The organism is Nocardioides albus, from assembly GCF_014648255.1.
GTDB classification, from domain to species: Bacteria; Actinomycetota; Actinomycetes; order Propionibacteriales; family Nocardioidaceae; genus Nocardioides; species Nocardioides albus.
Genome location: NZ_BMQT01000003.1, coordinates 215,904 through 239,219, shown reverse-complemented (window position 1 = coordinate 239,219; position 23,316 = coordinate 215,904). Strand labels below are relative to the sequence as shown.

At 69.4% G+C, this 23,316-nt stretch carries 21 protein-coding genes; 14 read left to right on the top strand and 7 right to left on the bottom strand.

The genetic code is table 11. The features are described 5' to 3' along the window. Window positions 1-24: 24 nt before the first annotated feature. Window positions 25-690: a DUF2470 domain-containing protein gene (locus IEY84_RS07380; RefSeq protein ID WP_183543838.1), complete on the bottom strand. Its 666-nt coding sequence runs from the start codon at window positions 688-690 to the stop codon at window positions 25-27. 176 nt (window positions 691-866) lie between these two features. On the opposite strand from IEY84_RS07380, the gene IEY84_RS07375 reads away from it, so the two are divergent. The 4 genes from IEY84_RS07375 (at window position 867) to IEY84_RS07360 (ending at window position 4,656) form a co-directional block, all read left to right on the top strand. Next, the gene (locus IEY84_RS07375) at window positions 867-1,874 is read left to right on the top strand and encodes an NAD(P)-dependent alcohol dehydrogenase (RefSeq protein ID WP_229788429.1); all 1,008 of its coding nucleotides are present in this window, start codon (window positions 867-869) and stop codon (window positions 1,872-1,874) included. Window positions 1,875-1,928: 54 nt separating this feature from the next. Next, window positions 1,929-2,642, top strand: a complete 714-nt coding sequence (locus IEY84_RS07370; protein ID WP_183543836.1) for a DUF4386 domain-containing protein — start codon at window positions 1,929-1,931, stop codon at window positions 2,640-2,642. Window positions 2,643-2,648: 6 nt separating this feature from the next. Next, entirely contained in the window at window positions 2,649-3,482 is an 834-nt protein-coding gene (locus IEY84_RS07365) for an SDR family NAD(P)-dependent oxidoreductase (protein WP_183543834.1), read from the top strand. Between the two features lie 106 nt (window positions 3,483-3,588). After that, entirely contained in the window at window positions 3,589-4,656 is a 1,068-nt protein-coding gene (locus IEY84_RS07360; protein WP_183543832.1) for a class I SAM-dependent methyltransferase, read from the top strand. Between the two features lie 15 nt (window positions 4,657-4,671). Here IEY84_RS07360 and IEY84_RS07355 read toward each other — a convergent pair whose 3' ends face one another. Beyond that, window positions 4,672-5,847, bottom strand: a complete 1,176-nt coding sequence (locus tag IEY84_RS07355) for a 4-hydroxybenzoate 3-monooxygenase (protein WP_183543830.1) — start codon at window positions 5,845-5,847, stop codon at window positions 4,672-4,674. Between the two features lie 214 nt (window positions 5,848-6,061). Here IEY84_RS07355 and IEY84_RS07350 point away from each other — a divergent pair, with 214 nt between their 5' ends. Next, on the top strand, window positions 6,062-7,912 hold the full coding sequence (locus IEY84_RS07350; protein WP_183543828.1) for an AMP-dependent synthetase/ligase: 1,851 nt from the start codon (window positions 6,062-6,064) through the stop codon (window positions 7,910-7,912). Window positions 7,913-7,991: 79 nt separating this feature from the next. After that, window positions 7,992-9,695 (top strand): sugar ABC transporter substrate-binding protein, encoded by a 1,704-nt coding sequence (locus IEY84_RS07345; RefSeq protein WP_183543826.1) that lies wholly within the window; start codon window positions 7,992-7,994, stop codon window positions 9,693-9,695. Here the strand turns inward: IEY84_RS07345 and IEY84_RS07340 are convergent. Then, window positions 9,682-9,981: a DUF4383 domain-containing protein gene (locus tag IEY84_RS07340; protein ID WP_229788475.1), complete on the bottom strand. Its 300-nt coding sequence runs from the start codon at window positions 9,979-9,981 to the stop codon at window positions 9,682-9,684. The genes IEY84_RS07345 and IEY84_RS07340 overlap by 14 nt on opposite strands. On the opposite strand from IEY84_RS07340, the gene IEY84_RS07335 reads away from it, so the two are divergent. After that, a complete protein-coding gene (locus IEY84_RS07335) occupies window positions 9,980-10,558 on the top strand; it encodes a TetR/AcrR family transcriptional regulator (protein ID WP_183544492.1) in 579 nt (192 codons plus the stop codon). The genes IEY84_RS07340 and IEY84_RS07335 overlap by 2 nt on opposite strands. A gap of 3 nt (window positions 10,559-10,561) precedes the next feature. On the opposite strand, the gene IEY84_RS07330 is transcribed toward IEY84_RS07335, so the two are convergent. After that, window positions 10,562-11,491 carry an oxidoreductase gene (locus IEY84_RS07330; protein WP_183543822.1) on the bottom strand — a complete coding sequence of 310 codons (930 nt, stop codon included), beginning with the start codon at window positions 11,489-11,491 and terminating at the stop codon, window positions 10,562-10,564. A gap of 98 nt (window positions 11,492-11,589) precedes the next feature. Here IEY84_RS07330 and IEY84_RS07325 point away from each other — a divergent pair, with 98 nt between their 5' ends. From IEY84_RS07325 to IEY84_RS07315, 3 genes are all read left to right on the top strand, one after another. Then, window positions 11,590-12,270 (top strand): helix-turn-helix domain-containing protein, encoded by a 681-nt coding sequence (locus IEY84_RS07325; protein ID WP_183543820.1) that lies wholly within the window; start codon window positions 11,590-11,592, stop codon window positions 12,268-12,270. A 104-nt stretch (window positions 12,271-12,374) separates the two neighbouring features. Next, window positions 12,375-13,277, top strand: a complete 903-nt coding sequence (locus IEY84_RS07320; RefSeq protein ID WP_183543818.1) for a ribonuclease HI — start codon at window positions 12,375-12,377, stop codon at window positions 13,275-13,277. Between the two features lie 11 nt (window positions 13,278-13,288). Further along, window positions 13,289-14,200: an amidohydrolase family protein gene (locus IEY84_RS07315; RefSeq protein ID WP_229788426.1), complete on the top strand. Its 912-nt coding sequence runs from the start codon at window positions 13,289-13,291 to the stop codon at window positions 14,198-14,200. Here the strand turns inward: IEY84_RS07315 and kilB are convergent. Further along, window positions 14,197-14,670: a plasmid transfer protein KilB gene (gene kilB / locus IEY84_RS07310; protein ID WP_183543816.1), complete on the bottom strand. Its 474-nt coding sequence runs from the start codon at window positions 14,668-14,670 to the stop codon at window positions 14,197-14,199. The genes IEY84_RS07315 and kilB overlap by 4 nt on opposite strands. Window positions 14,671-14,875: 205 nt before the next feature. After that, complete coding sequence (locus tag IEY84_RS07305) at window positions 14,876-15,271, bottom strand: glycosyltransferase family protein (protein WP_183543814.1); 396 nt, start codon at window positions 15,269-15,271, stop codon at window positions 14,876-14,878. 43 nt (window positions 15,272-15,314) lie between these two features. Between IEY84_RS07305 and IEY84_RS07300 the strand changes: the two genes are divergently transcribed. Further along, entirely contained in the window at window positions 15,315-17,534 is a 2,220-nt protein-coding gene (locus IEY84_RS07300) for an Eco57I restriction-modification methylase domain-containing protein (RefSeq protein WP_183543812.1), read from the top strand. 50 nt (window positions 17,535-17,584) lie between these two features. Here IEY84_RS07300 and IEY84_RS07295 read toward each other — a convergent pair whose 3' ends face one another. After that, a complete protein-coding gene (locus tag IEY84_RS07295; RefSeq protein WP_183543810.1) occupies window positions 17,585-18,433 on the bottom strand; it encodes an acyl-CoA thioesterase domain-containing protein in 849 nt (282 codons plus the stop codon). A gap of 133 nt (window positions 18,434-18,566) precedes the next feature. On the opposite strand from IEY84_RS07295, the gene IEY84_RS07290 reads away from it, so the two are divergent. The 3 genes from IEY84_RS07290 (at window position 18,567) to IEY84_RS07280 (ending at window position 23,236) form a co-directional block, all read left to right on the top strand. Continuing rightward, the gene (locus tag IEY84_RS07290) at window positions 18,567-19,949 is read left to right on the top strand and encodes an NAD-dependent succinate-semialdehyde dehydrogenase (RefSeq protein ID WP_183543807.1); all 1,383 of its coding nucleotides are present in this window, start codon (window positions 18,567-18,569) and stop codon (window positions 19,947-19,949) included. Window positions 19,950-19,986: 37 nt separating this feature from the next. Beyond that, complete coding sequence (locus IEY84_RS07285) at window positions 19,987-20,745, top strand: alpha/beta hydrolase family protein (RefSeq protein WP_183543805.1); 759 nt, start codon at window positions 19,987-19,989, stop codon at window positions 20,743-20,745. Between the two features lie 283 nt (window positions 20,746-21,028). Further along, on the top strand, window positions 21,029-23,236 hold the full coding sequence (locus IEY84_RS07280) for a DEAD/DEAH box helicase (RefSeq protein ID WP_183543803.1): 2,208 nt from the start codon (window positions 21,029-21,031) through the stop codon (window positions 23,234-23,236). Window positions 23,237-23,316 lie beyond the last annotated feature (80 nt).

Genomic DNA, 23,316 nt, shown 5'->3' with positions numbered 1-23,316 from the left:
ATGGCTTGTGTGCGCGTGTCTTGCTCAGCAGATCTCGGCGGCCAGCGCTTTGCGCACCCCGGCGACCAGGTCCTCCGGCGTCCGGGCGGGGCGGTCGAACGTGGTGTGCGCGCTGTGTGCTCCGTGCTCGTCGACCCACTGGAACTCGAAGCCGTCGGCACTGAGGCTGGTGATCTGGGTGGCCAGGATGCTGTCGACCGGGAGGTAGGTGCGGGTCGCGACCGCGTCGCGAAGCTCGTCGGGGTGGTGGTTGTTGAGGTGGTCCTGGTTGCGGTGGAGCACGCCGTCGTTGAGGTCGAGCCCGCGGTCGGTGAAGGCGTCGAGCGGGATCGGGACCGCCTCGCCGTCGGGGCGGACCAGCATGACGTTGGCGACGTCCATGACGACCTCCTCCCACTCGGTCTCGCAGCAGGTGCAGGCATCGGTGCGCAGCCACCTGAGCGTGCCGGTGAGCCGGACCGCCTCGCTGCCGCCGAGAGCGCCCTGCATGACCAGCACGACATGACTGCCGCGGCGGCCGGCGTACGCAAGGCGCTGTTCGGGCGGGCACAGGAACGTCGGCCGACCGCCGTCGTCGGCGAAGCCCTGCATCTCGAGCTCGGCCATCGTGTAAGGGATGCCGTCGATCACCACGTTGCCCCCGCGAGGGCAGGACAGGATGCTGCGGGCAGTGCTGGCGGTCGAGTCCATGACACCTCCATGTTTAGGTAAGGCTTACCTAAACATGAGTGGGGTTGATCGAGCAAGAGACCCCGCCCACATCGGGCGGTGAGCTGTACCCAATCCCGGTGAGCAACCATCGCCGCGACCTGGCACTGCCCGGTGCGGCCATAGCGTGAGGCACACCTCTCTGAAAGCAGCTGACCATGGTCACTGAGCACACCGCCGCTCCCACGAGGATGCGGGCGGTCGTCCAGACCAGGTACGGCGACGCGGGGGACCTTCACCTCGACCATGTCGACGTCCCCGAGATCGCGGAGAACGAGGTTCTCGTACGCGTCCACGCCGCCGGGCTCGACCGCGGAACCTGGCACCTGATGACGGGCAAGCCGTACCTGATGCGGATCGCCGGGATGGGATTCAAGGGGCCCAAGGACCGGGTGCCGGGTCGCGATCTCGCCGGCACCGTCGAGGCAATCGGGTCCGAGGTCACGAAGTTCGCGATCGGCGACGAGGTCTACGGCATCGGCCGCGGCACCTTCGCCGAGCATGCGGCCGCCCTCGAGGCCAAGGTCGCCCACAAGCCCACGCGACTCAGCTTCGAGCAGGCCGCGGTGGTGCCGATCTCGGCCGGCACCGCGCTGCAGGCGCTGACCGACCAGGGCCACCTCGAAGCCGGTCAGTCGGTGCTGGTCATCGGGGCGTCCGGCGGCGTCGGCAGCTATGCCGTCCAGATCGCCAAGGCCCTCGGTGCCGAGGTCACCGGCGTCGCCAGGGCGGAGAAGCTGGATCTGGTCCGCTCGCTCGGCGCCGACCACGTCATCGACTACACCCACGCGGACTTCGCCGACGGCAACAGCCGCTACGACCTGATCCTCGACATCGCCGGCAACCCCGGCCTGTCCCGGCTGCGGCGCGCGCTGGCCCCGACCGGCACCGTGGTGCTGGTCGGTGGCGAGCACGGCGGCAACCTCACCGGCGGTATGGGCCGGTCGCTGCGGGCGCTCCTGCTCACGCCTTTCATCCGACAGAGGTTCGCCATGTACGTCGCCAAGGAGCGCGCCAGCGACCTGGAACGACTGGCCGGCTTCCTCGAGGCCGGCTCCGTCGTGCCGAGCCTCGGCCACACCTTCCCGCTCGACCGCGTCCCGGAGGCGATGAGTCTCCTCGACTCCGGTCAGGTTCGCGGCAAGGTCGCCATCACCACGATCTGAACGTCCCGTCTCGGACCCGACAATCACGGATTCGAGGCACGTCCCATGAACGCCATGGCAACCTCACCACCCGCCGGCATGCGTGCCCGGCGTCTCGACACGGGCACCCGGATGTGGGCTTCGCGCCTGATCGGGGCCCTGTTCCTGGCCGGGTTCGTCGTCTACGGAACCGGCTCGATCCTCGTCACCTCGGTCCTCGGCGGCGACGACTTCCTCGCCGGGGTCGGTGCCAAGGAGACCACCCTCGCCCTCGGCGCCTTCCTGATGATCGCGACCACAGCGATCGACATCGGCAAGGCCGTCATCTTCTTCCCCATCCTGGAACGGAACGGCAAACGTACGGCCGTGGCCTACCTGGCCACCATGGTCTTCGAGATGGCGATGATGACGGTTGGTGTGCTCGCGCTGCTCATGGTCATCCCGCTTGCCGACCGCGCAGATGAGATTGGTGCCGACACCGCCCAGGCGCTCGGCTCGCTCGCGGTCGACGCGAACGAGACGGCGTACCAGATCGGGCAGCTCTCGCTCGCGTTCGGTGCCCTGTTCCTCTGTGCGCTCCTCTTCCGCACCGGTCTGGTCCCCAGGTGGCTGGCGACGCTCGGTCTGCTCGGCTACGCACTGCACATGGTGGGCTCCGGCGCCGAGCTCTTCGGTGCCCCGATCAGCCTCGTGCTCCTCATCCCGGGGGCCATCTTCGAGATCACGCTCGCGTTCTGGCTGATCATCAAGGGATTCGACCCGGCTGCGTACGACAGGCCGGCTCGGTGAGGGGTCATGCACGGTAGGTCGGCTCTCATCACCGGTGGCACCGGTGGCATCGGGCGGGCGACCGCCATGGGACTCGGCCGGCTGGGCGCGAACGTCGCGATCACCGGCCGGGACGCGGTTCGCGCCGACGAGGCCGCGCGGGAGATCGGCGAGGCCACCGGTGCGACGGTCTTCGTGTTCTTGGCAGACCTGTCCAGCCAGGCCGAGGTACGCCGGCTCGCCACGGAGGCGCTCGACCGCCTGCCGACGATCGACGTGCTGGTCAACAACGTCGGCGGCTACTGGGACACCCGTCAGCTCACCGTCGACGGGATCGAGCGCACTCTCGCCGTCAACCATCTCGCCCCGTTCCTGCTGACGGACCTGCTGCTGGCTCGGCTGAAGCGGAGTGCGTACGCCCGGGTGGTGACCGTCGCGTCCCAGGCGCACGGACAGGGATGGATCGACTTCGACGACCTCCAGGGCGAGCGCTCCTACTCCGGGGCTCGTGCCTACAGCCAGTCCAAGCTCGCCAACATCCTGTTCACCTACGAGCTCGCGCGGCGCCAGCCGAGGGTGACCGCCAACGCCGTGCATCCCGGCGTCGTGAGCACCGCCTTCGGGGCCGAGGACCCGGGTCGTACGCAACGGCTTCTCGTTCCGTTTCTGCGGCCGTTCATGAAGCGCCCCGCCGAGGGTGCGGAGACCTCGATCTATGCGGCATCAGCCCCGGAGCTGGTGGGTGTCACGGGCGGTTACTTCGCCAACAGCAGGGTGCGGCGGTCCGCCCCGAAGAGCTATAACCAGGATCTCGCCGCGCGTCTGTGGCAGGTCAGCGAGGAGCTCGTCAGAGCGCGCTAGCGACGCTTCAGATCGTGAACTATCCCGCGGGTGGCGCCGAGGCTAGCGTCGACGGTGATCCGGCCGACCGGCTGGACCTTCTCGGGCACACGAGAGGGGGAAACCAATGACTGTCACCGACATCGACACCGACAAGCTGATGGCGTTCGTCTTCAGAGCTGTCGACGAAGTGGGTGCGACGCTCAACGCCGCTCTGGTCGTCATGGGCGACAAGCTCGGCTACTACCGCGACCTCGCGGCCAACGGGCCGTCCACGGCCGAGGAGATGGCGCGGCGTACCGGCACCGTCGAGCCCTATGCCCGGGAGTGGCTGCGGGCGCAGGCCGCCGGCGACTACCTGACCTACGACGCCGAGACCGACCGCTTCACGCTGCCCGCCGAGCAGGCCGTCGCGCTGACGGTGGAGGACAGCCCGGCGTTCCTGCCCGGCTTCTTCCAGATCGCGCTCGGGACCGTGCACGACACCACGCACATCATCGAGGCGGCCCGCATGGGCACGGGCGTCGGCTGGGGAGACCACGACTCCGACGTGCACAACGGCTGCGAGCGGTTCTTCCGCCCTGGCTACAACGCCAACCTCATCCCGGACTGGCTCCCCGCGCTGGAAGGTGTGGTGCCGAAGCTGGAGGCGGGCGCGACCGTCGCCGACGTCGGCTGCGGCCACGGGGCCTCGACGATCCTGATGGCTCAGGCCTACCCGCGCTCGACCTTCGTCGGGTACGACGCGCACGGCCCGTCCATCGAGATGGCCCGCCAGCGCGCGGCCGATGCCGGGGTCTCCGACCGCGTGCGCTTCGAGACGGCCACGGCCCAGTCGTTCGGCGGCGAGGGCTACGACCTGGTCACGATGTTCGACTGCCTGCACGACATGGGCGACCCGGTCGGCGCCGCCCGCCAGGTGCGCGCCACGCTCGCCGACGGTGGCACCTGGATGGTCGTCGAGCCGAGGGCCGGCGACCGCGTCGAGGACAACTTCAACCCGGTCGGGCGGGCCTACTACGGCTTCTCGACGCTGCTGTGCACGCCGGGATCGTTCTCCCAGGAGGGCGCCGCGGCGCTGGGCACCCAGGCGGGACCCGCGCGGATCCGACAGGTGACCACGGAGGGCGGCTTCAGCTCCTTCCGCACTGTGGCCGAGACGCCGTTCAACCTGGTCTACGAGGTGAAGGCCTGACGCGGCCGGGCGGTATCAGAACCCGATCGGCAGGCCGGCGTAGTTCTCCGCGAGCCCGGCGGCGGCGTGCTCGCTGGAGGTCACCCAGCGCAGCTGGGAGAGCTGGAGCTGGGTGTCGAACGGGTCCTCGGCGGTGTGCAGCATGGTGGTCATCCACCAGGAGAAGTGGGTGCAGCGCCAGACCCGGCGCAGCGCGGTCTCGGAGTAGCCGTCGGCCAGGCGCTGGTCACCCTTGAGCAGCGCGGTGAGCGCGGGCGCGAGCAGCGCGACGTCGGCGATCGCGAGGTTGAGGCCCTTGGCTCCGGTGGGCGGGACGATGTGGGCGGCGTCGCCGGCCAGGAAGAGCCGGCCGTGGCGCATCGGGGTGGAGACGTGGGAGCGCATGGGGAGGACGCTGCGGTCGGTGATCTGGCCCGGTTGGAGGGTCCAGCCGTTCTGTCCGTGGCCGAGCCGGGCGGCGAGCGCGTCCCAGATCTGGTCGTCGGACCAGGTCGCCGGGTCGGTGCCGTTGGGCACCTGGAGGTAGAACCGGGAGACGCTCTCCGAGCGCATCGAGTGGAGGGCGAAGCCGTCGGGGTGCCAGGCGTAGATCAGTTCGTCGGTCGAGGGCGCCACGTCCGCGAGGATGCCGAACCAGCTGTAGGGGTAGGTGCGGTCCCAGCTCTCCCTGGCCGGGATCGCGGCCCGGCTGGGGCCGAAGGAGCCGTCGCAGCCGACGATCGCGTCCGCGACGATCGTGCGGGCCCGGCCCTCGGAGTCGGTGAAGCTGACTGAGGGCCGGTCTGACTCGATGTCGTGCAGGGCGGTGTCGTTGACCTCGTAGTGGACGATCTGTCCCGCGGCGCGCCGGGCGTCGATCAGGTCCTTCTGGACCTCGGTCTGCCCGTAGACGTAGACCGCACGGCCGACCAGGTCGACGAAGTCGAGGTGATGGCGCTCCTCGGGCCACTGCAGGTAGATCCCGCGGTGCTTGTCGGCGTCGCGGTTCAGTCGATCGCCTAGGCCGACCTCGGTGAGCAGGTCGACGCTCGACTGCTCCAGGATGCCGGCTCGGATCCGTGCTGCGACGTACTCCTCGGACCGGGTCTCCACCACCACCGAGTCGACCCCGTCGGCCGCGAGGAGATGGCTCAGCAGCATCCCCGCGGGGCCGGCGCCGACGATCACAACCTGCGTACGTTCCTCTGCCATGAGGCGAGTCAACCTCCGTTCGGGTGGCCGCCGCCACAGTCTCTTTCCACTGAATGAAAATCCTGAGAGCTCGGATCTCGGCTCGAGAGCGCGCGGTCGGCCGGCCGGGCGAGCCAAATGATGCGGACGGGCTCTTGTGCCCGCACCGGCACATCCCTACGGTCGAGGCAATCATATTGTGACCCGAGTCACAAACCGAAAAGGAGCGCCTCCGATGCCCGATGTCCTCGCCGACCGCGCCGCCCTCGAGTCTCAGATCGGCGACCAGACCATGGTCGACATTCTCGCCAAGGTGGTCGCTGACCGCGGCGCCGAGCCGGCCTTCTCCGACCGGCACGCCGCCGACGGCACCGGTTGGCGCACGCTGACCTGGGCCGAGCTGCACCAGCGGGCTTGCGAGCTCGCGGCTGCGTACCTCGCGGCTGGTCTGAAGCCGGGGGAGTCGGTCGCGATCATGGCCGCCAACCGCATCGAGCACGTTCTCGCCGACATGGCCGCACTGCTGGCCGGTGGGGTCCCGATCAGCATCTACAACACCCTCGCGCCTGACCAGGTCGGCTACGTCGCCGAGCACGCGGACCCGCGGATCGTGGTGCTGGAGACCGACGACCACGTCGCCCGCTGGGCGCTCGGCCTGAAGCGTGAGGAGATCGTCCGGATCGTCACGATCGACTCGACGGTCGAGGGCGACCCGCGGGCGGTCGGGTGGGAAGACTTCGTCTCCTCGGGTGCGGCCGCGCTGGCTGAGGTCGGCGAGGAGCTCGACGCTCGCAGCGCGGCGGTGACCCTCGACGACACGATCACCATGCTCTACACCTCGGGGACGACCGGGCAGCCCAAGGGCGTGGTGCTCACCCATCGCAACATCGTCTTCGAGACGACCAGCTCGCTCTCGGTCTCCGGGGTCACGGAGCCCGGGGTCCTGGTCTCCTACCTGCCGTTCGCGCACATCGCCGAGCGGGTGCTCAGCCTCTACATCCCGCAGTTCAACGGGGGCCACGTCTATCTCGTCCAAGACCCGTCGCTGCTGCTCAGCACGCTCCAGGAGGTGCACCCGACCAGCTTCTTCGGGGTGCCGCGGGTGTGGGAGAAGATCCGCACCGGCATCACCGCACTGCTGGCTGCCGAGACCGACGAGGCCAAGAAGGCCGGCGTCGAGAAGGCGATGGCGGTCGGGTTGGCCTATGTCGAGTCGCAGCAGTTCGGGCAGACCACCTCTCCCGATCTGCAGGCGGCCTATGAGCAGGCTGATGCGGCGGTGCTCTCGACCATGCGCGCGCTGCTCGGTCTCGACAAGGTCGAGTGGGCGGCCAGCGCGGCCGCGCCGATGCCGCTCGAGGTGGCGAAGTTCTTCGCCGGGCTCGGACTGACGATCTACGACGTCTATGGCCTGACCGAGACCACCGGGGCGGCCACCGGCAACGGCCCGGAGGGCTTCCGTCTCGGCACCGTCGGGCGCGCTCAGCCCGGGATCGAGGTGCGCATCGCCGATGACGGGGAGATCCTGTTCCGTGGCCCGATCACGACCCCTGGCTACGTACGCCGACCGGAGGCGACCGCCGAGCTCATCGACGCCGAGGGCTGGCTGCACACCGGCGACATCGGCTCGCTCGACGAGGACGGGTTCCTGACCGTGATCGACCGCAAGAAGGAGATGATCATCAACTCGGCGGGCAAGAACATCGCGCCCTCCAACATCGAGAACCTCCTCAAGGAGAGCCCGCTGGTCGGGCACGCGATGGTGATCGGCGACGGCCGCTCGTACGTCGTGGCCGTGCTCACCCTCGACGGCGAGATCGCTCCGGTGGTCGCTCAGAAGCTCGGGGTCGAGGCCGGGTCGCTCGCCGAGCTCGCCCAGCACCCGGTCATCCGTGGCGCTGTCGCCCAAGCGGTCGACGCCGCCAACGCCCGCCTCTCCCGCCCCGAGCAGGTCAAGGCCTTCGAGCTGCTCAGCCAGGAGTGGACCGCCGAGTCCGAGGAGCTCACCCCGACCCTGAAGCTGAAGCGCCGGGTGGTGAGCAAGAAGTACGCCGACATCATCGACGGGCTGTATCGGGAGGACTGATCGGCTCTGCCGCGCAGACGTCGCAGGTCGAGAGAACGAGGCTCGAGATTGCCTGATAATCCGCCGACAGGCACTGTCTATGACGGATATCGTTCCGGCCATGCTTTCAGCGGTGGCGGCCGATAACTCGGTGATGGGCGGGGTTTTATCAGGCGCTCAGTTGGTGGGGGCCGTTCTCGCCCCGTTCGTTGCGTTATCACCGCTTGCCATCTGGCTCTGGTCCCGCCGACGAGTCGTTCGTGCGCGCCAGCTCAAGGTCGACTGGCAAGTAGAGCCGGAACCGGGCGTCGTGATCCTCAACGAGTCGAAGACGACCTTCGACAAGTTGGTTCTTACGGTTTCCTGCGGGACTCGGGGGCGAACCGCACGTACCGACATCACCCTGATTCAACCGAACGATCCCCATCATTGGGCGTCGAAACAACTGCATCAATTGCCTGTTTTCGCCAACCAGCGAAAGGAAACGGCACGCCACGACGCTACTCATCATGAAACGTCCCTGACATTTCGGGACGGAAAGAGATATTGGTCCCGCGAGGGTGCGATGCTAAAGCGCGTGGATGAACTGGTGATCTGGGCCGAGAAGACGCGCGCGGCGACACTGAGTCAGTATTTCGGCAGGCGGAGCCAGTTTCGGCGCGCCTATGCGGTCGGTGTGAGCGTCGAGGCATTCGACCGAACCGAATCGCTGGAGTCAGCGTTCGCACAGCTGGCGACGACCGGCCGTCCGCCGTCGGGTCGGCGGGTGCCAGACGTGATCGCCGGACCGCACGACTGGATCGGTCGGGTCGTCCGCGACGAGGCGATTCAGCTACCGCCGCTGTCGCGCGAGGGCCTGGGGCGGATGTCGCCGGCCGCGATCGACGCGCTCAGCATCGACGAGGACCTACACGCGATCCCGTACGCCTTCGACAGTGTCGCCCTGATCCGGAACGATGCTCTCGTCGGAGAGGGGCCGATGCCTGTCCGGTTCGAGGACGTGGTCCGGGTCGGGACGGACGCGCTGGCGCTAGCGAAGGTCCCCGACGGCCGGGCGGTGGCGCTGCAGGTCGGATCGCCGGACACCGACGGGAATGCTGGAGACCCCTTCCACATGTGGCCCTTGTTCACCAGCCTCGGCGGGTCGTTCTTCGGGCTCCGTCGGAAGCCGGCCGACGCCAGTCTCGACGACGAGTTCGACGACCCGAGCTTGTGGCGCGACGGGTTCGTGGAAGCGTTCGTACGGCTCGCGGATCTCGGCGGCGGACCACATGGGAGTGGTGCGCTCGAGGCGTCCCTCGGGAGGGCGGAGGCGCTGCCGATGTTTCTCGACGGCAGGGCGCCGTTCCTGGTCTGCTCCTCGCGCGCACTCGGCTCCATCACCGCCGCGGGCATGCAGATCACCGTGGGTGCCGTGCCGCCGGTCGGTGAGCTGAGGGCACAGCCGATGGTGTCGGTGTACGGGCTCTACATCTATCGCGATGCTCCCAACCTGCCGGCCGCGCGCGACCTCCTCACCACCTTTCTGAGCGAGCAGAAGGCGGGTGAGGAGCTCAACAAGATCCAGCCGCTGGTGCCTGTCCAAGAAGCGGCGATGGACTCGATCGCTCGTCGTGACACGATCCTGCGCCCTTACGTGGACGCGTGCCGCAGCGGGTTGGTCATGCCGTCGTGGGGGCAGATGCGCGAGCTGTGGCAGCTCCTCGGCAGGGCCGAGCACGACGTGCTGGCCGGCGACGGGGATGCGCGGCAGATCGCCGAGGAGACCGCAGACGCCGGGTGGGAGATCATCAGCCGGTTCTGAGGGCCGCCATCAAGTTGCCCCAGCCGCCGTCGCGCCGGATCTGCACGACCGCGATGACGACCATGACGGCGGCGGTGGCGAAGTGGATCAGCGCGTCGGTGACGTGGTCAGGCATGTGCATGACCCACATGACCTGCGGTGAGATGAGCGCCCAGATCCCGGGGGCGGTGCCGGCGACGGCCGCGGCCAGGAGGTCGAGCACCGACCAGGAGTTGCGACGGCACAGGAACAGGCCGGGCGCGAACAGCGCGATCCCGGCGACCGCGTGCCAACCGTTGTAGTCCATCCCCAGCACGCGTATACGGATCCTCGAGGCGAGCACGGAGCTCTTCCGCCGGCAGGGCATGTCCGGCACCGGCCTCAAGCAGATCGCAGAGGTGGCCAAGGCGCCGTTCGGATCGATCTACCACTTCTTCCCCGGCGGCAAGGACGACCTGGCCGGTGAGACCATCCGGCGGGCGGGCGCGGACTACCGCGACCTGGTCCTGGCCTTCTTCGACGGCCCTGACGACCTGATCACCAACGTCGAGACCGCGTTCGCGGCCGCCGCCGCGGTGCTGGTGGAGACCGACTACGCCGACGCCTGCCCGATCGCCACCGTCGCGCTCGAGGTCGCGAGCACCAACGAGACCTTGCGGCAGGCGACCGCCGAGGTGTTCACCGACTGGATCGAGGTCGGCGGGCGGCATCTCGAGCAGCGGGGAGTCCCGCCCGAGGCCGCCCGCGGCCTCATCATCGGCTTCATCACCAGCCTCGAGGGCGCCTTCGTCCTGGCTCGGTCACTGCGTTCCACCGAGCCGCTGGAGGTGGCCGGCCTGACCGTAAAGGCCGCGGTGCGGGAGGCGTTGGGCACCGCGGCCTAGAGGTCAGCGCGCCACCGGCGCGGCGACGCCGTTCAAGCGGATCACCTCCTCGTCGGTGAGCCGGAGGGCGCCGGCGGCGACGTTCTCCTCGAGGTGGGCGGGGTTGGCGGTGCCGGGGATGGCGAGCACGTGCGGGCCTTGGTGGAGCGTCCAGGCGAGGCGTACCTGGGACGGGGTCGCGGAGTGCGCCTCGGCGATCGCCTCGACCACGTCGCGACCGGTCTCGTCGGGAGTTGCCCAGGGGACCGCGCCGGCGATGGCGGCGCCGATGGAGTTGAAGGGAACGAACGCGACCCCGTGCTCGCCGCACAGCCGCAGGAGGGCGTCGTCCTCGCGGCGGGTGGTGAGTCCGTACTGGTTCTGTACGCAGACGACCGGCCCGATCGCGAGCGCCTCGGTGAGCTGCTCGGGGCCGATGTTGGAGAGACCGACGTGCTCGATCAGGCCCGCCTCGCGCAGGTCGAGCAGGGCACCGAAGTGATCGGCGATCGACCCGGTGCCGCGCTCGATCCCGACGCCCCAGCGCAGGTTGACCACGTCGAGGTGGTCGAGGCCGAGCTGGCGGATGTTCTCCTCGACCTGGTGGCGCAGCTGCTCGGGTCGGGAGTCGGACTCCCAGGCGCCGTCGCGGCTGCGCGGGGTCGGACCGACCTTGGTCGCGATCACCAGATCGTCGGCGTACGGCTGGAGGGCGGTCGCGATCAGCTCGTTGGCCGAGCGCGTCGCGGTGAAGTAGATCGCCGCGGTGTCGATGTGGTTCACGCCGAGCTCGACGGCGCGGCGGAGAACGGCGATCGCGTTCTCGCGGTCGGGGGCGATCGGGGTGGAGAGGTTGCCGATCAGGCGCATCGCGCCGAAGCCGACCCGGTTGACCCTCTTGTCTCCGAGCTGCCAGGTGCCGGCCGTGCCGGCGGTGATGTGGTTCGTGGTCATGCCCTCCAGCGTTGCGGCCGGGTGCCGCGTACTCACGGCCTTGGCAGGTTGTTGCCGATCGCGGCTCGCGCCTTGGCACGCGGGGGAGAATCGATGTCGTGACCAACACGGTGGGGACGATCCGGACGGGCGGGACCGTCGCCGTCGTACGTGGCGAGGAGGAGCTGGTGCGACGCACCTCGCACCAGTTCGCGGCCGCCACCGACATCGCCTGTGCCGCGATCGACCTGCGCACCTGGTCGGCCGCGCGGACCGAGTCCGGCATCAGGGCCGCGCTCTGCGGGCGCGACGGTGCCGAGGTGCGGCTGCGGAAGGTCTACCGGCCCAACGTGCTGCTCGACCCGGTCTCGGCTGCCCACCTGCGCGAGATCCGCGACACCCGCGGCGCCCAGATCAGGATCACTCCCGACGAGATCAACGAGACGATCCTGATCGACCGCCGGATCGCGATCCTCGCCGGTGACCCGCGCCTGGGCGAGCGCAGCTTCAGCATCGTCACCCAGCCCGAGGTGGTCCAGGGCGTCACCTCCCTCTTCGACGCGGCCTGGCGCTCGGCGACGACGGTGGACGCCTACGACGCGCGGATCGCCGAGCTGCGCGACATCGCGCCGCAGGTGCTCGACCTGCTCGGCCGGGGTGTGAAGGACGAGGCCGCGGCGCGCACGCTCGGGCTCGGCGTACGCACCTACCGGCGGCGGGTCGCCGAGCTCATGGAGGCGCTCGGAGCCTCGTCCCGGTTCCAGGCGGGCGTACGTGCCAGGGAGCTCGGGCTCGTCTGACCGCGCCGCTCGGCGGCGTCCGGATCCTGACGCCGCCGTCCCGTCCTCCCGGGCGGCCGGGTAACGTCGAGACCGACTTGTTCGGGCGGGTCAGGAGGTCTGCGGTGCGTTGCTTCATCGTCGTCAAGGTGCGCAGCGACGCCGAGAGCTGGGACTGGGTTCTGGCCGGTCCGGGGCTGCGGGCGGCGGGATCGCTGGGCGCGCGCGGGACCGAGGACGCGATCATCGCGGCGATCGGCGCTGCGTACGACTCGCTGGAGTCGTTCGCACCCGTTCAGGTCGTGGTCGCCCTCCCGTCCAACTCGCGGTTCTGGATGCTCACCGATGAGATCGCAGCTGCCTACCCAGGGGTCGCCGTGGTGCCGTTCCTCGACGAGGACGCGGGCATCCGCGCCGAGGCGGTGGAGGCGCTGGCCGTCCATCGTGCCGGCCCGTTGCGGCCGCTGGTGGTGGCGACCGACGGCTCGGCGCACCGCGGCTTCATCGGGTGGGGCTGGCTCGCCGTCGACGGACAGCACGGCTTCGGACGGCAGGTGCCCAACGCCCGGATCCGCGACCCGCAGTCGCTGGCGGTCCTGGCCGAGCTCCAGGCGATCGCCGAGGCGGTGCGCGCGCTGCCTCGGCGAACACTGACCATCCGGAGCGACTCGCGGGTCGCGCTGGCGCTGATCGAGGACTGGCTCCGGGGGGAGGTGTCCATGCCGAAGGGTTATGAGACCGCGCATCGGGCCGAGCTCGCCGGCCTGACCCGGATGCACGACGATCTGTGCCGCGAGTCCGAGCGGCTCTCGTTCGAGTGGGTGCGCGGTCATGTCGGCGAGGCGCTCAACGAAGGTGCCGACTCGCTCGCGAAGCTCGCCCGGCGCTTCGCCGAGGGCACCTGGGGACTGACCGCCGACGAGATTCCGGGCAGGGCACAGGCGATCGCGGATACGTTCGCTGTGCCTGTGGCTTCGGACTCTGCCGCTGCGGGGCACATCGCTTCGGGCTCCGCTTCAGCCATGTAGGTTCGCCTGCTGTGAATCCTCCTGCGGTCACCATCGCCCCCGACGAGCCTGCGCAGATCCGCGCGCGGCTCGATGCGCTTGGCCTGGACGGCCTCTTCGACGTACACACCCACTTCCTGCCCCAGCGGATGCTCGAGAAGGTCTGGGCCTACTTCGATGCGGTGGGCCCGATGACCGGCCGGGCATGGCCGATCGCCTACCGGCGCACCGAGGTGGAACGGCTCCGCGTGCTGCGGGACCTCGGCGTACGTCACTTCTCGGCGCTCTCCTATCCCCATAAGCCCGGGATGGCGAGATGGCTGAACGAGTGGGGTGCGGAGTTCGCGGCCGACAAGCCGGACTGTCTGCAGTCCGCGACGTTCTTTCCGGAGCCGGAGGCGGGCGAGTGCGTGCGTGAGGCGGTCGAGGCCGGGGCGCGGATCTTCAAGGCGCACGTCCAGGTCGGTGACTACGACCCGAACTCGCCGCTGCTGGACCCGGTCTGGGAAGTGCTCTCGCAGTCGCGTACGCCGCTGGTGATCCACTCCGGGCACGGGCCCGCTCCGGGCCGTTTCACCGGCCCGGCCGGCATGGAGACGCTGCTCGATCGCTATCCGGACCTGGTGCTGATCATCGCCCACATGGGGCTTCCCGACTACTCCCGATTCCTCGATCTGGCGGAGAAGTACGACGGGGTCCACCTGGACACGACGATGGCCTTCACCGCCTTCACCGAGGCGATGTCCCCGTTCCCGGCCGAGGAGCTGCCGCGCCTGAAGGCACTGGGGGAGCGGGTGCTGTTCGGGAGCGACTTCCCGAACATCCCCTATCCCTATCTGGAGGCGGTCGACGCCGTCCTGGGGCTCGGGCTCGGGGACGAGTGGGCGCGCGGGGTGCTCTACGAGAACGCTGCGCGGCTCTTCCGGGTAGGAGACACCGTCTAGCCCTGGGCTCGGTCCAGGAACGTGCGGGCCGTGTCGACGACCTGGGTGAGCGCGGCCCGCGACTCGTTCCGTCCCTGCCCGAACTCCTCTGAAGAGATCCGGGGCATCATCGCGTCGACGGCCTCGAGCGCCAGCAGACATCGCTCGCGGAGCTCTAGGTCATCGACCAGCAGCTCGACTCGCAGTCGTGCCGACACGGCTGCCGCGCGCACCTCGTAGTCGTGCCGCCGGAGGGCGTCCTGGTCATCGCGACCCTCGTCGACGGAGTGCCACCGGTCCATCTTGACGCGCCGGTAGGTGGTGAGAGCCTCGGCATAGGCCGATATCGCGTCCACCCGTTCCTGACGTCGGCGTTCTGCTCCGGCCAGTGCCTGCTGCTGACGAATGGTGCTCCGTTGGATCGCGTACGTCGCCAGAGAGCCCAGGAGGGTGCCGAGCACTGCCACCACGCTCGCGAAGATCGCTGCCACCCGCGTAGCCAACCAGGTCGGTGCGCGTCCGTGTGGGCTTTGGCGCAAAGTGTCCCGCGTGGAGGATCGATCAGGCCACGGCGGTCTCGTCGAAGCTGTCGGTGAGGAGATGGACGAGGTCGGGGTAACCGAGCGCGAGCCGGTTGAACCGCGGCGACTCCGCGGCGACGGTCAGATGCTTTGCTAGCTCCAGCTCGTCCCGGGTCTACGGGATCAGCCCGGCACGGTCCAGGTTGGCCGAATTGGCGGCGCCGTGCCCGGAGATCGAGCGGTACGTGATCACCGGGGTGCCCGAGGCGAGCGCCTCGAGCGAGGTGAAGCCGCCGGCGTTCTGGACGACGCAGGCGCTGGTCGCCATCAGCGCGCGTACGTCGGTGCGCCAGCCGAGCGCCACGACGCCGGGGATCCGCTCCAGGCGGCGCTCGAGACACGAGTCGGTCGCACAGAGGACCACCGGGGTCATGTCGCTGTGCGCGAGGATGTCGCGGGCGGTCTGCTCGAGCGCCCGAGCCGCTCCGAGTCGATGGACATGCGCCGGAATCTGTAGGCAGGCCGTGACGTCGTGGTGAACGAGACGCCCGACCGCGTCACTCTTCACCATCGGTTCGTCTCGCCGAACCTCTGAGCGTTCTATGGTTCATCCTGTGATCACGGCCCAGACGTTGCGCGATCGAGCGCGATCGGCGGTGGCCGAGCTGGGCGGCGGCCGTGTGGCGGTGGCCGTGGTGATGCGCCAGGTCGTGCGGCGGTTCGCGGTGTCGCGGGGGCTGGTGCTCTCCGATACTGCGCTCGACGCTGCGGGGCTGCTGCTCGTATCGAGCACCGCAGACCATCCCTGGTCGGATCATCTGCTCTCGGACTATCTCTTCCCAGACGGGATGTCGGCGGACGATCTCGTTCTGGAGGAGATCGGTTACGTCTACGAGGCTCTGCTCGAAGACTCCTCGCGACGTGACAACGGCGCCCACTACACCCCGCCTGAGCTCGCCGACGAGATCGTCGCGCACACCCTCGCGCCGGTCGCCTCCCCAACGGCGACCGTGGTCGACATCGCCGCCGGGAGTGGTGTCTTCCTCCTCGCCTCCGCCCGCTATCTGGCGTCCTCGTGCCAGGTGCCGGTGGCCGAGATCGTGACCGGCTGTCTCTACGGCGCCGACATCGACCCGGTCGCGGTCGACATCGCCAAGCTGTCCCTCTGGTTACTCTGCGAGGACCCCGCGCTCCCGCTGACCTTTCTCGACGACCGCATCCTGTGCGGCAACTCGCTGGTCGGGCTCCTCGACCCGGCGGAGCTGCCCGCCGGCGTACGCGACCCGAGGGCCTACGCCGACGCCATGGTCGCGGTCGCGCTGCCGCTGGGCGGCCGGCCGGGACGACGGCTCGAGGAGGCGTACGCAGCGCTGCGCAGGGGCCGCCGCCTGCCCGTTCCTGCCGTCCGACCGATCCACTGGGCGTTGGTCGCCCCCGAGGTGATGGCGCGCGGCGGCTTCGACGCGGTCGTCGGCAACCCGCCCTACCTCGGGGTGAAACGGGTGCGGGACGCGATCGGCCAGGAGCTGCGGGACTACCTCGCCCACACGCTCGCCGGGGGCACCACCAGACGGGCCGACTACGTCATTTACTTCCTGCTTCGCGCCGCTGCGCTCAGCCGCGGCGAGATCGGGCTGATCACGACCGACTCGGTCAGCGAGGGCGACACGGCGCGGTTCGGCCTCGGGGCTCTCCTGGACCGTGGCTGGCAGGTCGCCCGAGCGGAGCGTTCGGCCCCGTGGCCGACGGCGGGGGTGCGGTTCGCGAAGATCTGGCTCACCACCCGACCGCTCGACCGCGCGTGGCTCGACGGAGGTCCGGTGCCCGCGATCACCGGGACGCTCGAGGACGGTCTCTCCCTCCCGGAGCCGGCACCGCTGGATCTCGACGTCCCGTTGCCGCACGGCTATCAGGGCACGATCGTGCTCGGCCGCTCGCTGGTGCTGACGCCGTCCGAGGCGGAGGCGTTCGCCCGCGGTCCGCTCGGGCACACGGTGCGGCCCTATCTGAGCGGGGAGGACCTGGTGAGACCGTGCGGCTCGATCGCCTCCCGCTTCGTCGTGGACGTCGGCAAGCTGGGGCTCGAGGAGCTGGCCGAGGACCGCGCGCTCGCCCGCCTCGTACGGTCGAAGGTACGTGCCGAGCGCCGTCGCCAGTTCGCGAAGTATCCCCAGCTCAAGGAGCGTTGGTGGGGCTTCCTCAGCCCGGTCGACGAGCTCTACCGTGACGCCGCGGCGCTATCGCACGTCATCGCGTTCAGCAAGCACAGCAAGCACCTGTGGCCGGTGCTCGTCGGTGCCGACCATGTGTTCTCCAACGGCCTGGTCGTCTACCCGACGCAGGATCCGGCCGCGTACGCGTTCCTGGCCTCCGACCTCCATCGCGTCTGGGCGATGCGCGCCGGGGGCACGATGCTCAACACCGCCTACCGCTACAACCCCTCGCGCCTGCGCGCCACCTACCCGTTCCCCGCGGATCTCAGCCCGCTCCGGCCGGCCGGCGAAGCGCTCCTGACAGCCCTGGACCGCGTCGGCACCGAGCGCCGGGTCGGCATCACCGGCGTACTCAACCTCGTCGGCGACCCCGTCACCCACGACCCCGCGACCACCGACCTGCGCCAAGCCATCGCCGACGTCAACCGTGCCACCGCCCGCCTGCAGGGCATCGACGAGTCCCTCGCCACCCCCGACCTCACCCCCACCGGCTTCGGTCTCACCCCGATCCGCCAGCGAGCCTTGATGGCCGCCCTCGTCGACCAGAACCTCACCCTCGCCGAGACGTCAGGTACGTCGGCCGAGACGTCAGGTACGTCGGCCGAGACGTCACCACGGTGACATCTCGGCCGACGCGAGCGACGTCTCGGCCGACGGGGGTGACGTCTCGGCTAGACGGGGGTGGCGGGGCCACCCTCGACAGGAGCGGTGAAGTCGACGGTGCGCTTGGCGTTGGCCAGGGCGGTGACGGTGGCGGTGCCGATGGTGCCCTCGCGGTCGAAGACCTCGGCGGTGCCGACGGAGATGCCCTCGTGGGCGACATGGTCGATGGTGGCGAGGCCGACCTCCATCCCGGCGGGGCGGCGGGCGAGGGCGAGAGAGATGTCGGTGTTGATCCACTCGACACCGTTGCTGCCCCAGTTGGTGACCATCGAGGTGGCGTCGGCGATGGAGGCGACGGTCTGGAACGGGGTCATCGGCTCGCCGGCGACGGTGGGCACCGCGACCTGCCAGGTGACGTGGCGCCCGGCGTTCTGGTGCTTGCCGAAGTCGTCGGACCAGGGGTTCTCGGAGACGAAGAAGGGTACGTGCGGCTCGGACGTCGGCGGGGCCACCTCGAGCGGCGGGGGAGTGGCGCGCTCGGTCGCCGACCAGACCTCCCCGGCCGGGTTCTCGCCGGCGAGCAGGTAGGTGCAGGTCGCGCGCGCCACGACCCGCTCCGAGCCGTCGCCGGACGACTGAACCATTTCGGCATCGAGCAGGGCGATGCGCGGGCCGTTGCGTACGACCCGCGTGCGGATCTTCGTCGGCGCCATCCGCGGCGGTCGGAACAGGTCCACGTGGTAGCGCGAGGGCACCAGTTCCGAGGCACGTCCGAGCTCCTCGATCTGGTCCTCGAGGCCACGGGCGATCAGCCCGCTGGCGGCCACGCCGTGCATGTGGTCCTCGGCCCACATGCTGCGAGCCATCGGCGTAGGCTCGAAGGCGTTGTCGGTGCGCCGGAAGAATGCAAGATCCATGCGGACATTCTAGAACGTGTCCTAACTTCGGATTCAGTTGCGAAATCCGGTAAAGAGTGTCGGTTCCGTCATCAAAAGTGCCTGAAAACCACGTACCATCGCACCAAAGCAGCCCCGATCGAAGAGGATGACGATGAGCACCACGCCTCCCTACCAGGTGACCGACCCCGCAACCGGCGAGGTGATCGAGACGTTCCCGTTCGCCACCGATGCCGAGGTGGAGGAGGCGATGGACCGGTCCAAGAAGGCGTACGAAGCCTGGCGCTCGACCCCGATCGAGGAGCGTTCCGCGATCGTGAAGCGCGCCGCGGACCTCTTCACCGAGCGTGCCGCTGAGCTCGGGAAGATCATCCGCACCGAGATGGGCAAGAAGGCCTCCTCGGGTGCCGGCGAGGCCGAGTTCTCCGGCGAGATCACCGCCTACTACGCCGACCACGGTCCCGAGCTGCTCGCGGAGACCGACCTGCCCGGCCACGAGGGCAAGGCGGTCATTCAGCGCCTCCCGCTCGGCCCGGTGCTCGGTGTCATGCCGTGGAACTACCCCTACTACCAGGTCGCCCGCTTCGCCGCGCCCAACCTGGTCGCCGGCAACACGGTCATCCTCAAGCACGCCGAGAACTGCCCGCGTTCCTCGGCCGCGATCGCGAAGATCTTCGCCGACGCCGGCCTTCCCGAGGGCGTCTACCAGAACCTCTACGCCACCCACGAGCAGATCGCCACGATGATCGCCGACCCGCGGGTCCGTGCGGTCTCCCTGACCGGTTCCGAGCGTGCCGGCACGGCGGTCGCCGAGGCGGCCGGCCGCCACCTGAAGAAGGTCGTCCTCGAGCTCGGCGGCTCCGACCCCTACATCATCCTCGACTCCGACGACATCGACGAGGCCGCCGAGACCGCCTGGGCGACCCGGATGGAGAACGTCGGCCAGGTGTGCAACGGCAACAAGCGGATGATCGTGAACGAGGGCGTCTACGACGACTTCGTCACCGCCCTCACCAAGCGCGCGGCGGCGATGAAGCCGCTCGAGGGCGAGGACGGCGACGACACCGTCTACTCCCCGCTGGTGGCCCGCAAGGCGGCCGAGGCGCTGCGCGAGCAGATCCAGGACGCCGTCGACAAGGGTGCGACCCTCCACGCCGGCGGCGAGATCTCCGACGGCCCCGACGCCTTCTTCGCCCCCGCCGTCCTCACCGGCGTCACCCCGGAGATGCGCGCCTACACCGAGGAGCTCTTCGGCCCGGTCGCCGTCGTCTACAAGGTCAGCACCGACGAGGAGGCCGTCGAGCTGGCCAACGCGGTCGAGTACGGCCTCGGTGGCGCCGTCTTCTCGACCGACGAGGCCCGCGCGATCGCCGTCGCCCAGCAGCTCGACGTCGGCATGGCCAACGTCAACACGCCGGCCGGCGAAGGCGCCGACGTCCCCTTCGGCGGCACCAAGCGCTCCGGCTTCGGCCGCGAGCTCGGCCCGCTCGGGATCGACGAGTTCCTCAACAAGCGCCTGTTCTACGTCGAGCGCTGAGCGAGCGCTCCGGCCGGACTCTGCAAGAATCCGAAGTGTGGCTGAGAAGGTGACCTTCGCGAGCATGTCCGGGCCGATGCTGGCCGGCCTCATCGACCTGCCTGAGGGTGAGGTGCGTGGCTGGGGAGTGTTCAGTCACGGCTTCACCCTCGGCAAGGACTCGCCGGCCGCGGCGCGGATCTGCAAGCAGCTGGCTGCCGAGGGCATCGGGATGCTTCGTTTCGACAACCTCGGGCTCGGCGACTCCGAGGGCGACTGGGGTGACGGCTCCTTCACCCACAAGGTCGCCGACACCGTGGAGGCCACCCGGTTCATGGCCGAGCGCGGCACCCCGGCCGAGCTGCTCGTCGGTCACTCCTTCGGCGGTGCGGCGGTCCTGGCTGCGGCCGGTGACGGGGTCGGCGTCGACGCCGTGGTCACCGTCGGTGCCCCGTTCCAGCCGGCGCACGTCGAGCACAACTACGACGCGGTGCTCTCCAGGGTGCTCGAAGAGGGCCAGTCACCGTGGATGGCCGGCGGCAAGTCGCTGACCCTTCGGGAGCACTTCGTCCACGACGTACGCCGCGCCGACCTGCGCCACAAGATCATGCAGCTCAAGAAGCCCCTCCTGGTCATGCACAGCCCCACCGACACCACGGTGGGCATCGAGAACGCCTCCGACATCTTCAACACCGCCCGCCACCCGCGCTCCTTCGTGGCATTGGAGGGCTCCGACCACCTCCTCACCAGGAAGGGTCAGGCCCGTCGGGCCGCGCGGATCATCTCGGCTTGGGCGGACCAGTACCTGGTGGACTGAGCCCGATGTTTGATCAATTGACAGAAAACGCGGAACGAGACTTCCGCTAACAGGTGTGGGTGGGGTTACACTCGCTGCAAGCGCCCGGCTCGTGGACGTTCGTCGTGGGGACCGAACGAGTCACTGGCCCGGTCGATGAGGCGCCGATCGCGCGTACCCGCTGTTTGGATGCGGTCGTCAGTCGTCTGCCATCGATCTGCGTGAGCCCTGGGAGGGCGACCGGCCGATGAGGTCGGTATCTGGACATGCCACTCACCCGTGCGTGGCCCCAAGGAGGATTCAGTTGGCTCAGGGAGCCGCTACCCGGCGCAACAACCGGTCCGGCCGTTCGCGAAGCAACGGCAGTGCTGGCAAGTCCGGGCAGAACGGTCGCCGCAAGGGCGTCCATAAGGACAACGAGGGCATCATTCCGGTGCTCGCTCAGGTCGTCCGCGAGGTTGAGTCGGCCGTGCAGCGCCGCTCGGCCATGCCCGACGTACGCACCAAGTTCCAGGTCGTCGCGCTTCTCGCCCGAGACGAGCGCCACCGGGTGCTCGAGGACGAGACCCTCAACGAGGGCCGCCGCGCCGAGCAGCTCAAGCGTCTGGACGGGATCGCCACGATCCTCGCCAAGACCGCGACCATGGACTCGCGCCTGTTCGAGCTCCTCGCCGAGGACGCCGAGATCTCCGACGCCGCCGTCGACCTCAAGCACGAGCTGATGGCCCGTGGCGGCGTCGACGTGCCGGAGGACGAGGAGGACGACGAGGACGAGACCCCCGCTGTCGCGGTTCCCGACAAGCGCGTGGTTCCGACGAGCGTCATCCAGCGCCAGCTCTCCAACCCGTTCCTGGCGCCCGACTTCACCAACGCCCGCCCGCCGGTGCACGCCCGCCGCCTCTCCGGCTGGGAGCTCCTCGGGCCGCTGTTCCGAAGCTTCGAGTACGCCGACTCCGGGCCCTCCTGCATGCCGCTGCCCGAGCCGCCCGCCTACGGCCCCGGTCACATCGACGCGCCCGGCACCCGTGAGCTCATGCATCACCAGGCGCAGCTGGTCGCCTCGGCGGCCGAGGGACACCGCTCCTACCTGCTGGCCGACGAGCCTGGGCTCGGTAAGACCGCGCAGGCGCTGCTCGCTGCCGAGGCGGCCGACGCCTACCCGCTGCTCGTCGTCGTACCCAACGTCGTCAAGGCCAACTGGGCGCGCGAGGTCGACCTCTGGACGCCGTCCAAGAAGGCGACCGTCGTGCACGGCAACGGCGAGGACATCGACGGCTTCGCCGACATCATCGTGGTGAACTACGAGATCCTCGACCGCCACGTCGGCTGGCTCGGCGAGTTCGGCTTCAAGGGCATGGTCGTCGACGAGGCCCACTTCATCAAGAACAAGTCCTCCCAGCGCTCCCAGCACGTGCTGGCGCTCTCGGAGAAGATCCGGCAGCGTACGGCCAACCCGCTGCTGATGGCGCTGACCGGCACCCCGCTGATCAACGACATCGAGGACTTCCGGGCGATCTGGCAGTTCCTCGGCTGGATCGACGACGTCAAGCCGCTCAACGGCCTGCTCGAGGGGCTCGAGGAGACCGGGCTGACCCCGCAGGACAACAGCTTCTACGGCGCCGCCCGCCGCGTCGTCGTCAACCAGGGCATCGTGCGCCGCCGCAAGATCGACGTCGCCAGCGACATCCCCGCGCGCCGCGTGGCCGACCTGCCTGTCGAGCTCGACGACGCCGAGGGTCGCTCGATCCGGGCCGCCGAGGCCGAGCTGGCCAAGCGGATGATGCAGCGCTACGACACCGCGATCGAGACCCGGGTGACCGGTGCCAAGCCGGCCCCTGGCGAGCTCGACCTCGAGCTGATCCGCCGCGTTGCCACCTGGGAGCGCGAGGACCAGGACGCCTCCACCGGCGAGAACGTCTTCGGCATGATGCGCCGCATCGGTCGCGCGAAGGCCTCGCTGGCCGCCGACTACGCCGCCCAGCTGGCGCGCAACGTCGGCAAGGTCGTCTTCTTCGCCAAGCACATCGAGGTCATGGACACCGCGCAGAAGCTCTTCGATGAGCGCGGCATCCGTTACTCCACGATCCGCGGCGACCAGACCTCGAAGGCGCGCGAGAAGGCCATCGATGAGTTCATGAACGACCCCGAGGTCAAGGTCATCGTCTGCTCGCTCACCGCCGCCGGTGTGGGCATCAACCTGCAGGCCGCCTCCAACCTGGTCCTGGCCGAGCTCTCCTGGACCGACGCCGAGCAGACCCAGGCGATCGACCGCGTCCACCGCATCGGTCAGACCGAGCCGGTCACCGCGTGGCGCATCATCGCGAGCCAGACCATCGACACCCGGATCGCGGAGCTGATCGACTCCAAGGCAGGCCTCGCGGCTCGCGCCCTGGACGGCTCTGACGAAGAGGTCACCGACTCCGCCGACGTACAGCTCGAGGCCCTGGTCTCGCTGCTCACCGATGCCCTCCGCAAGCGGGAGTCCGGCCGCCGGAGTCGCCGGACCGCCTGATCCGTCCGACGGCTCCGATCAGGCGCCATCTCAGGGAGAATCCTGAGGTGGCGCCTGGGTGCACCGGCGTAGGCTGGATC

Bases quoted from the DNA above. Each gene is read 5' to 3' on its own strand.
- IEY84_RS07340 (WP_229788475.1), bottom strand. From the start codon at position 9,981: ATGGACTACAACGGTTGGCACGCGGTCGCCGGGATCGCGCTGTTCGCG.
- IEY84_RS07345 (WP_183543826.1), top strand. From the start codon at position 7,992: ATGACGGATATCGTTCCGGCCATGCTTTCAGCGGTGGCGGCCGATAAC.
- IEY84_RS07305 (WP_183543814.1), bottom strand. From the start codon at position 15,271: ATGGTGAAGAGTGACGCGGTCGGGCGTCTCGTTCACCACGACGTCACG.
- IEY84_RS07370 (WP_183543836.1), top strand. From the start codon at position 1,929: ATGGCAACCTCACCACCCGCCGGCATGCGTGCCCGGCGTCTCGACACG.
- IEY84_RS07290 (WP_183543807.1), top strand. From the start codon at position 18,567: ATGAGCACCACGCCTCCCTACCAGGTGACCGACCCCGCAACCGGCGAG.
- IEY84_RS07330 (WP_183543822.1), bottom strand. From the start codon at position 11,491: ATGACCACGAACCACATCACCGCCGGCACGGCCGGCACCTGGCAGCTC.
- IEY84_RS07365 (WP_183543834.1), top strand. From the start codon at position 2,649: ATGCACGGTAGGTCGGCTCTCATCACCGGTGGCACCGGTGGCATCGGG.
- IEY84_RS07380 (WP_183543838.1), bottom strand. From the start codon at position 690: ATGGACTCGACCGCCAGCACTGCCCGCAGCATCCTGTCCTGCCCTCGC.
- IEY84_RS07375 (WP_229788429.1), top strand. From the start codon at position 867: ATGGTCACTGAGCACACCGCCGCTCCCACGAGGATGCGGGCGGTCGTC.
- IEY84_RS07295 (WP_183543810.1), bottom strand. From the start codon at position 18,433: ATGGATCTTGCATTCTTCCGGCGCACCGACAACGCCTTCGAGCCTACG.
- IEY84_RS07350 (WP_183543828.1), top strand. From the start codon at position 6,062: ATGCCCGATGTCCTCGCCGACCGCGCCGCCCTCGAGTCTCAGATCGGC.
- IEY84_RS07360 (WP_183543832.1), top strand. From the start codon at position 3,589: ATGACTGTCACCGACATCGACACCGACAAGCTGATGGCGTTCGTCTTC.
- IEY84_RS07355 (WP_183543830.1), bottom strand. From the start codon at position 5,847: ATGGCAGAGGAACGTACGCAGGTTGTGATCGTCGGCGCCGGCCCCGCG.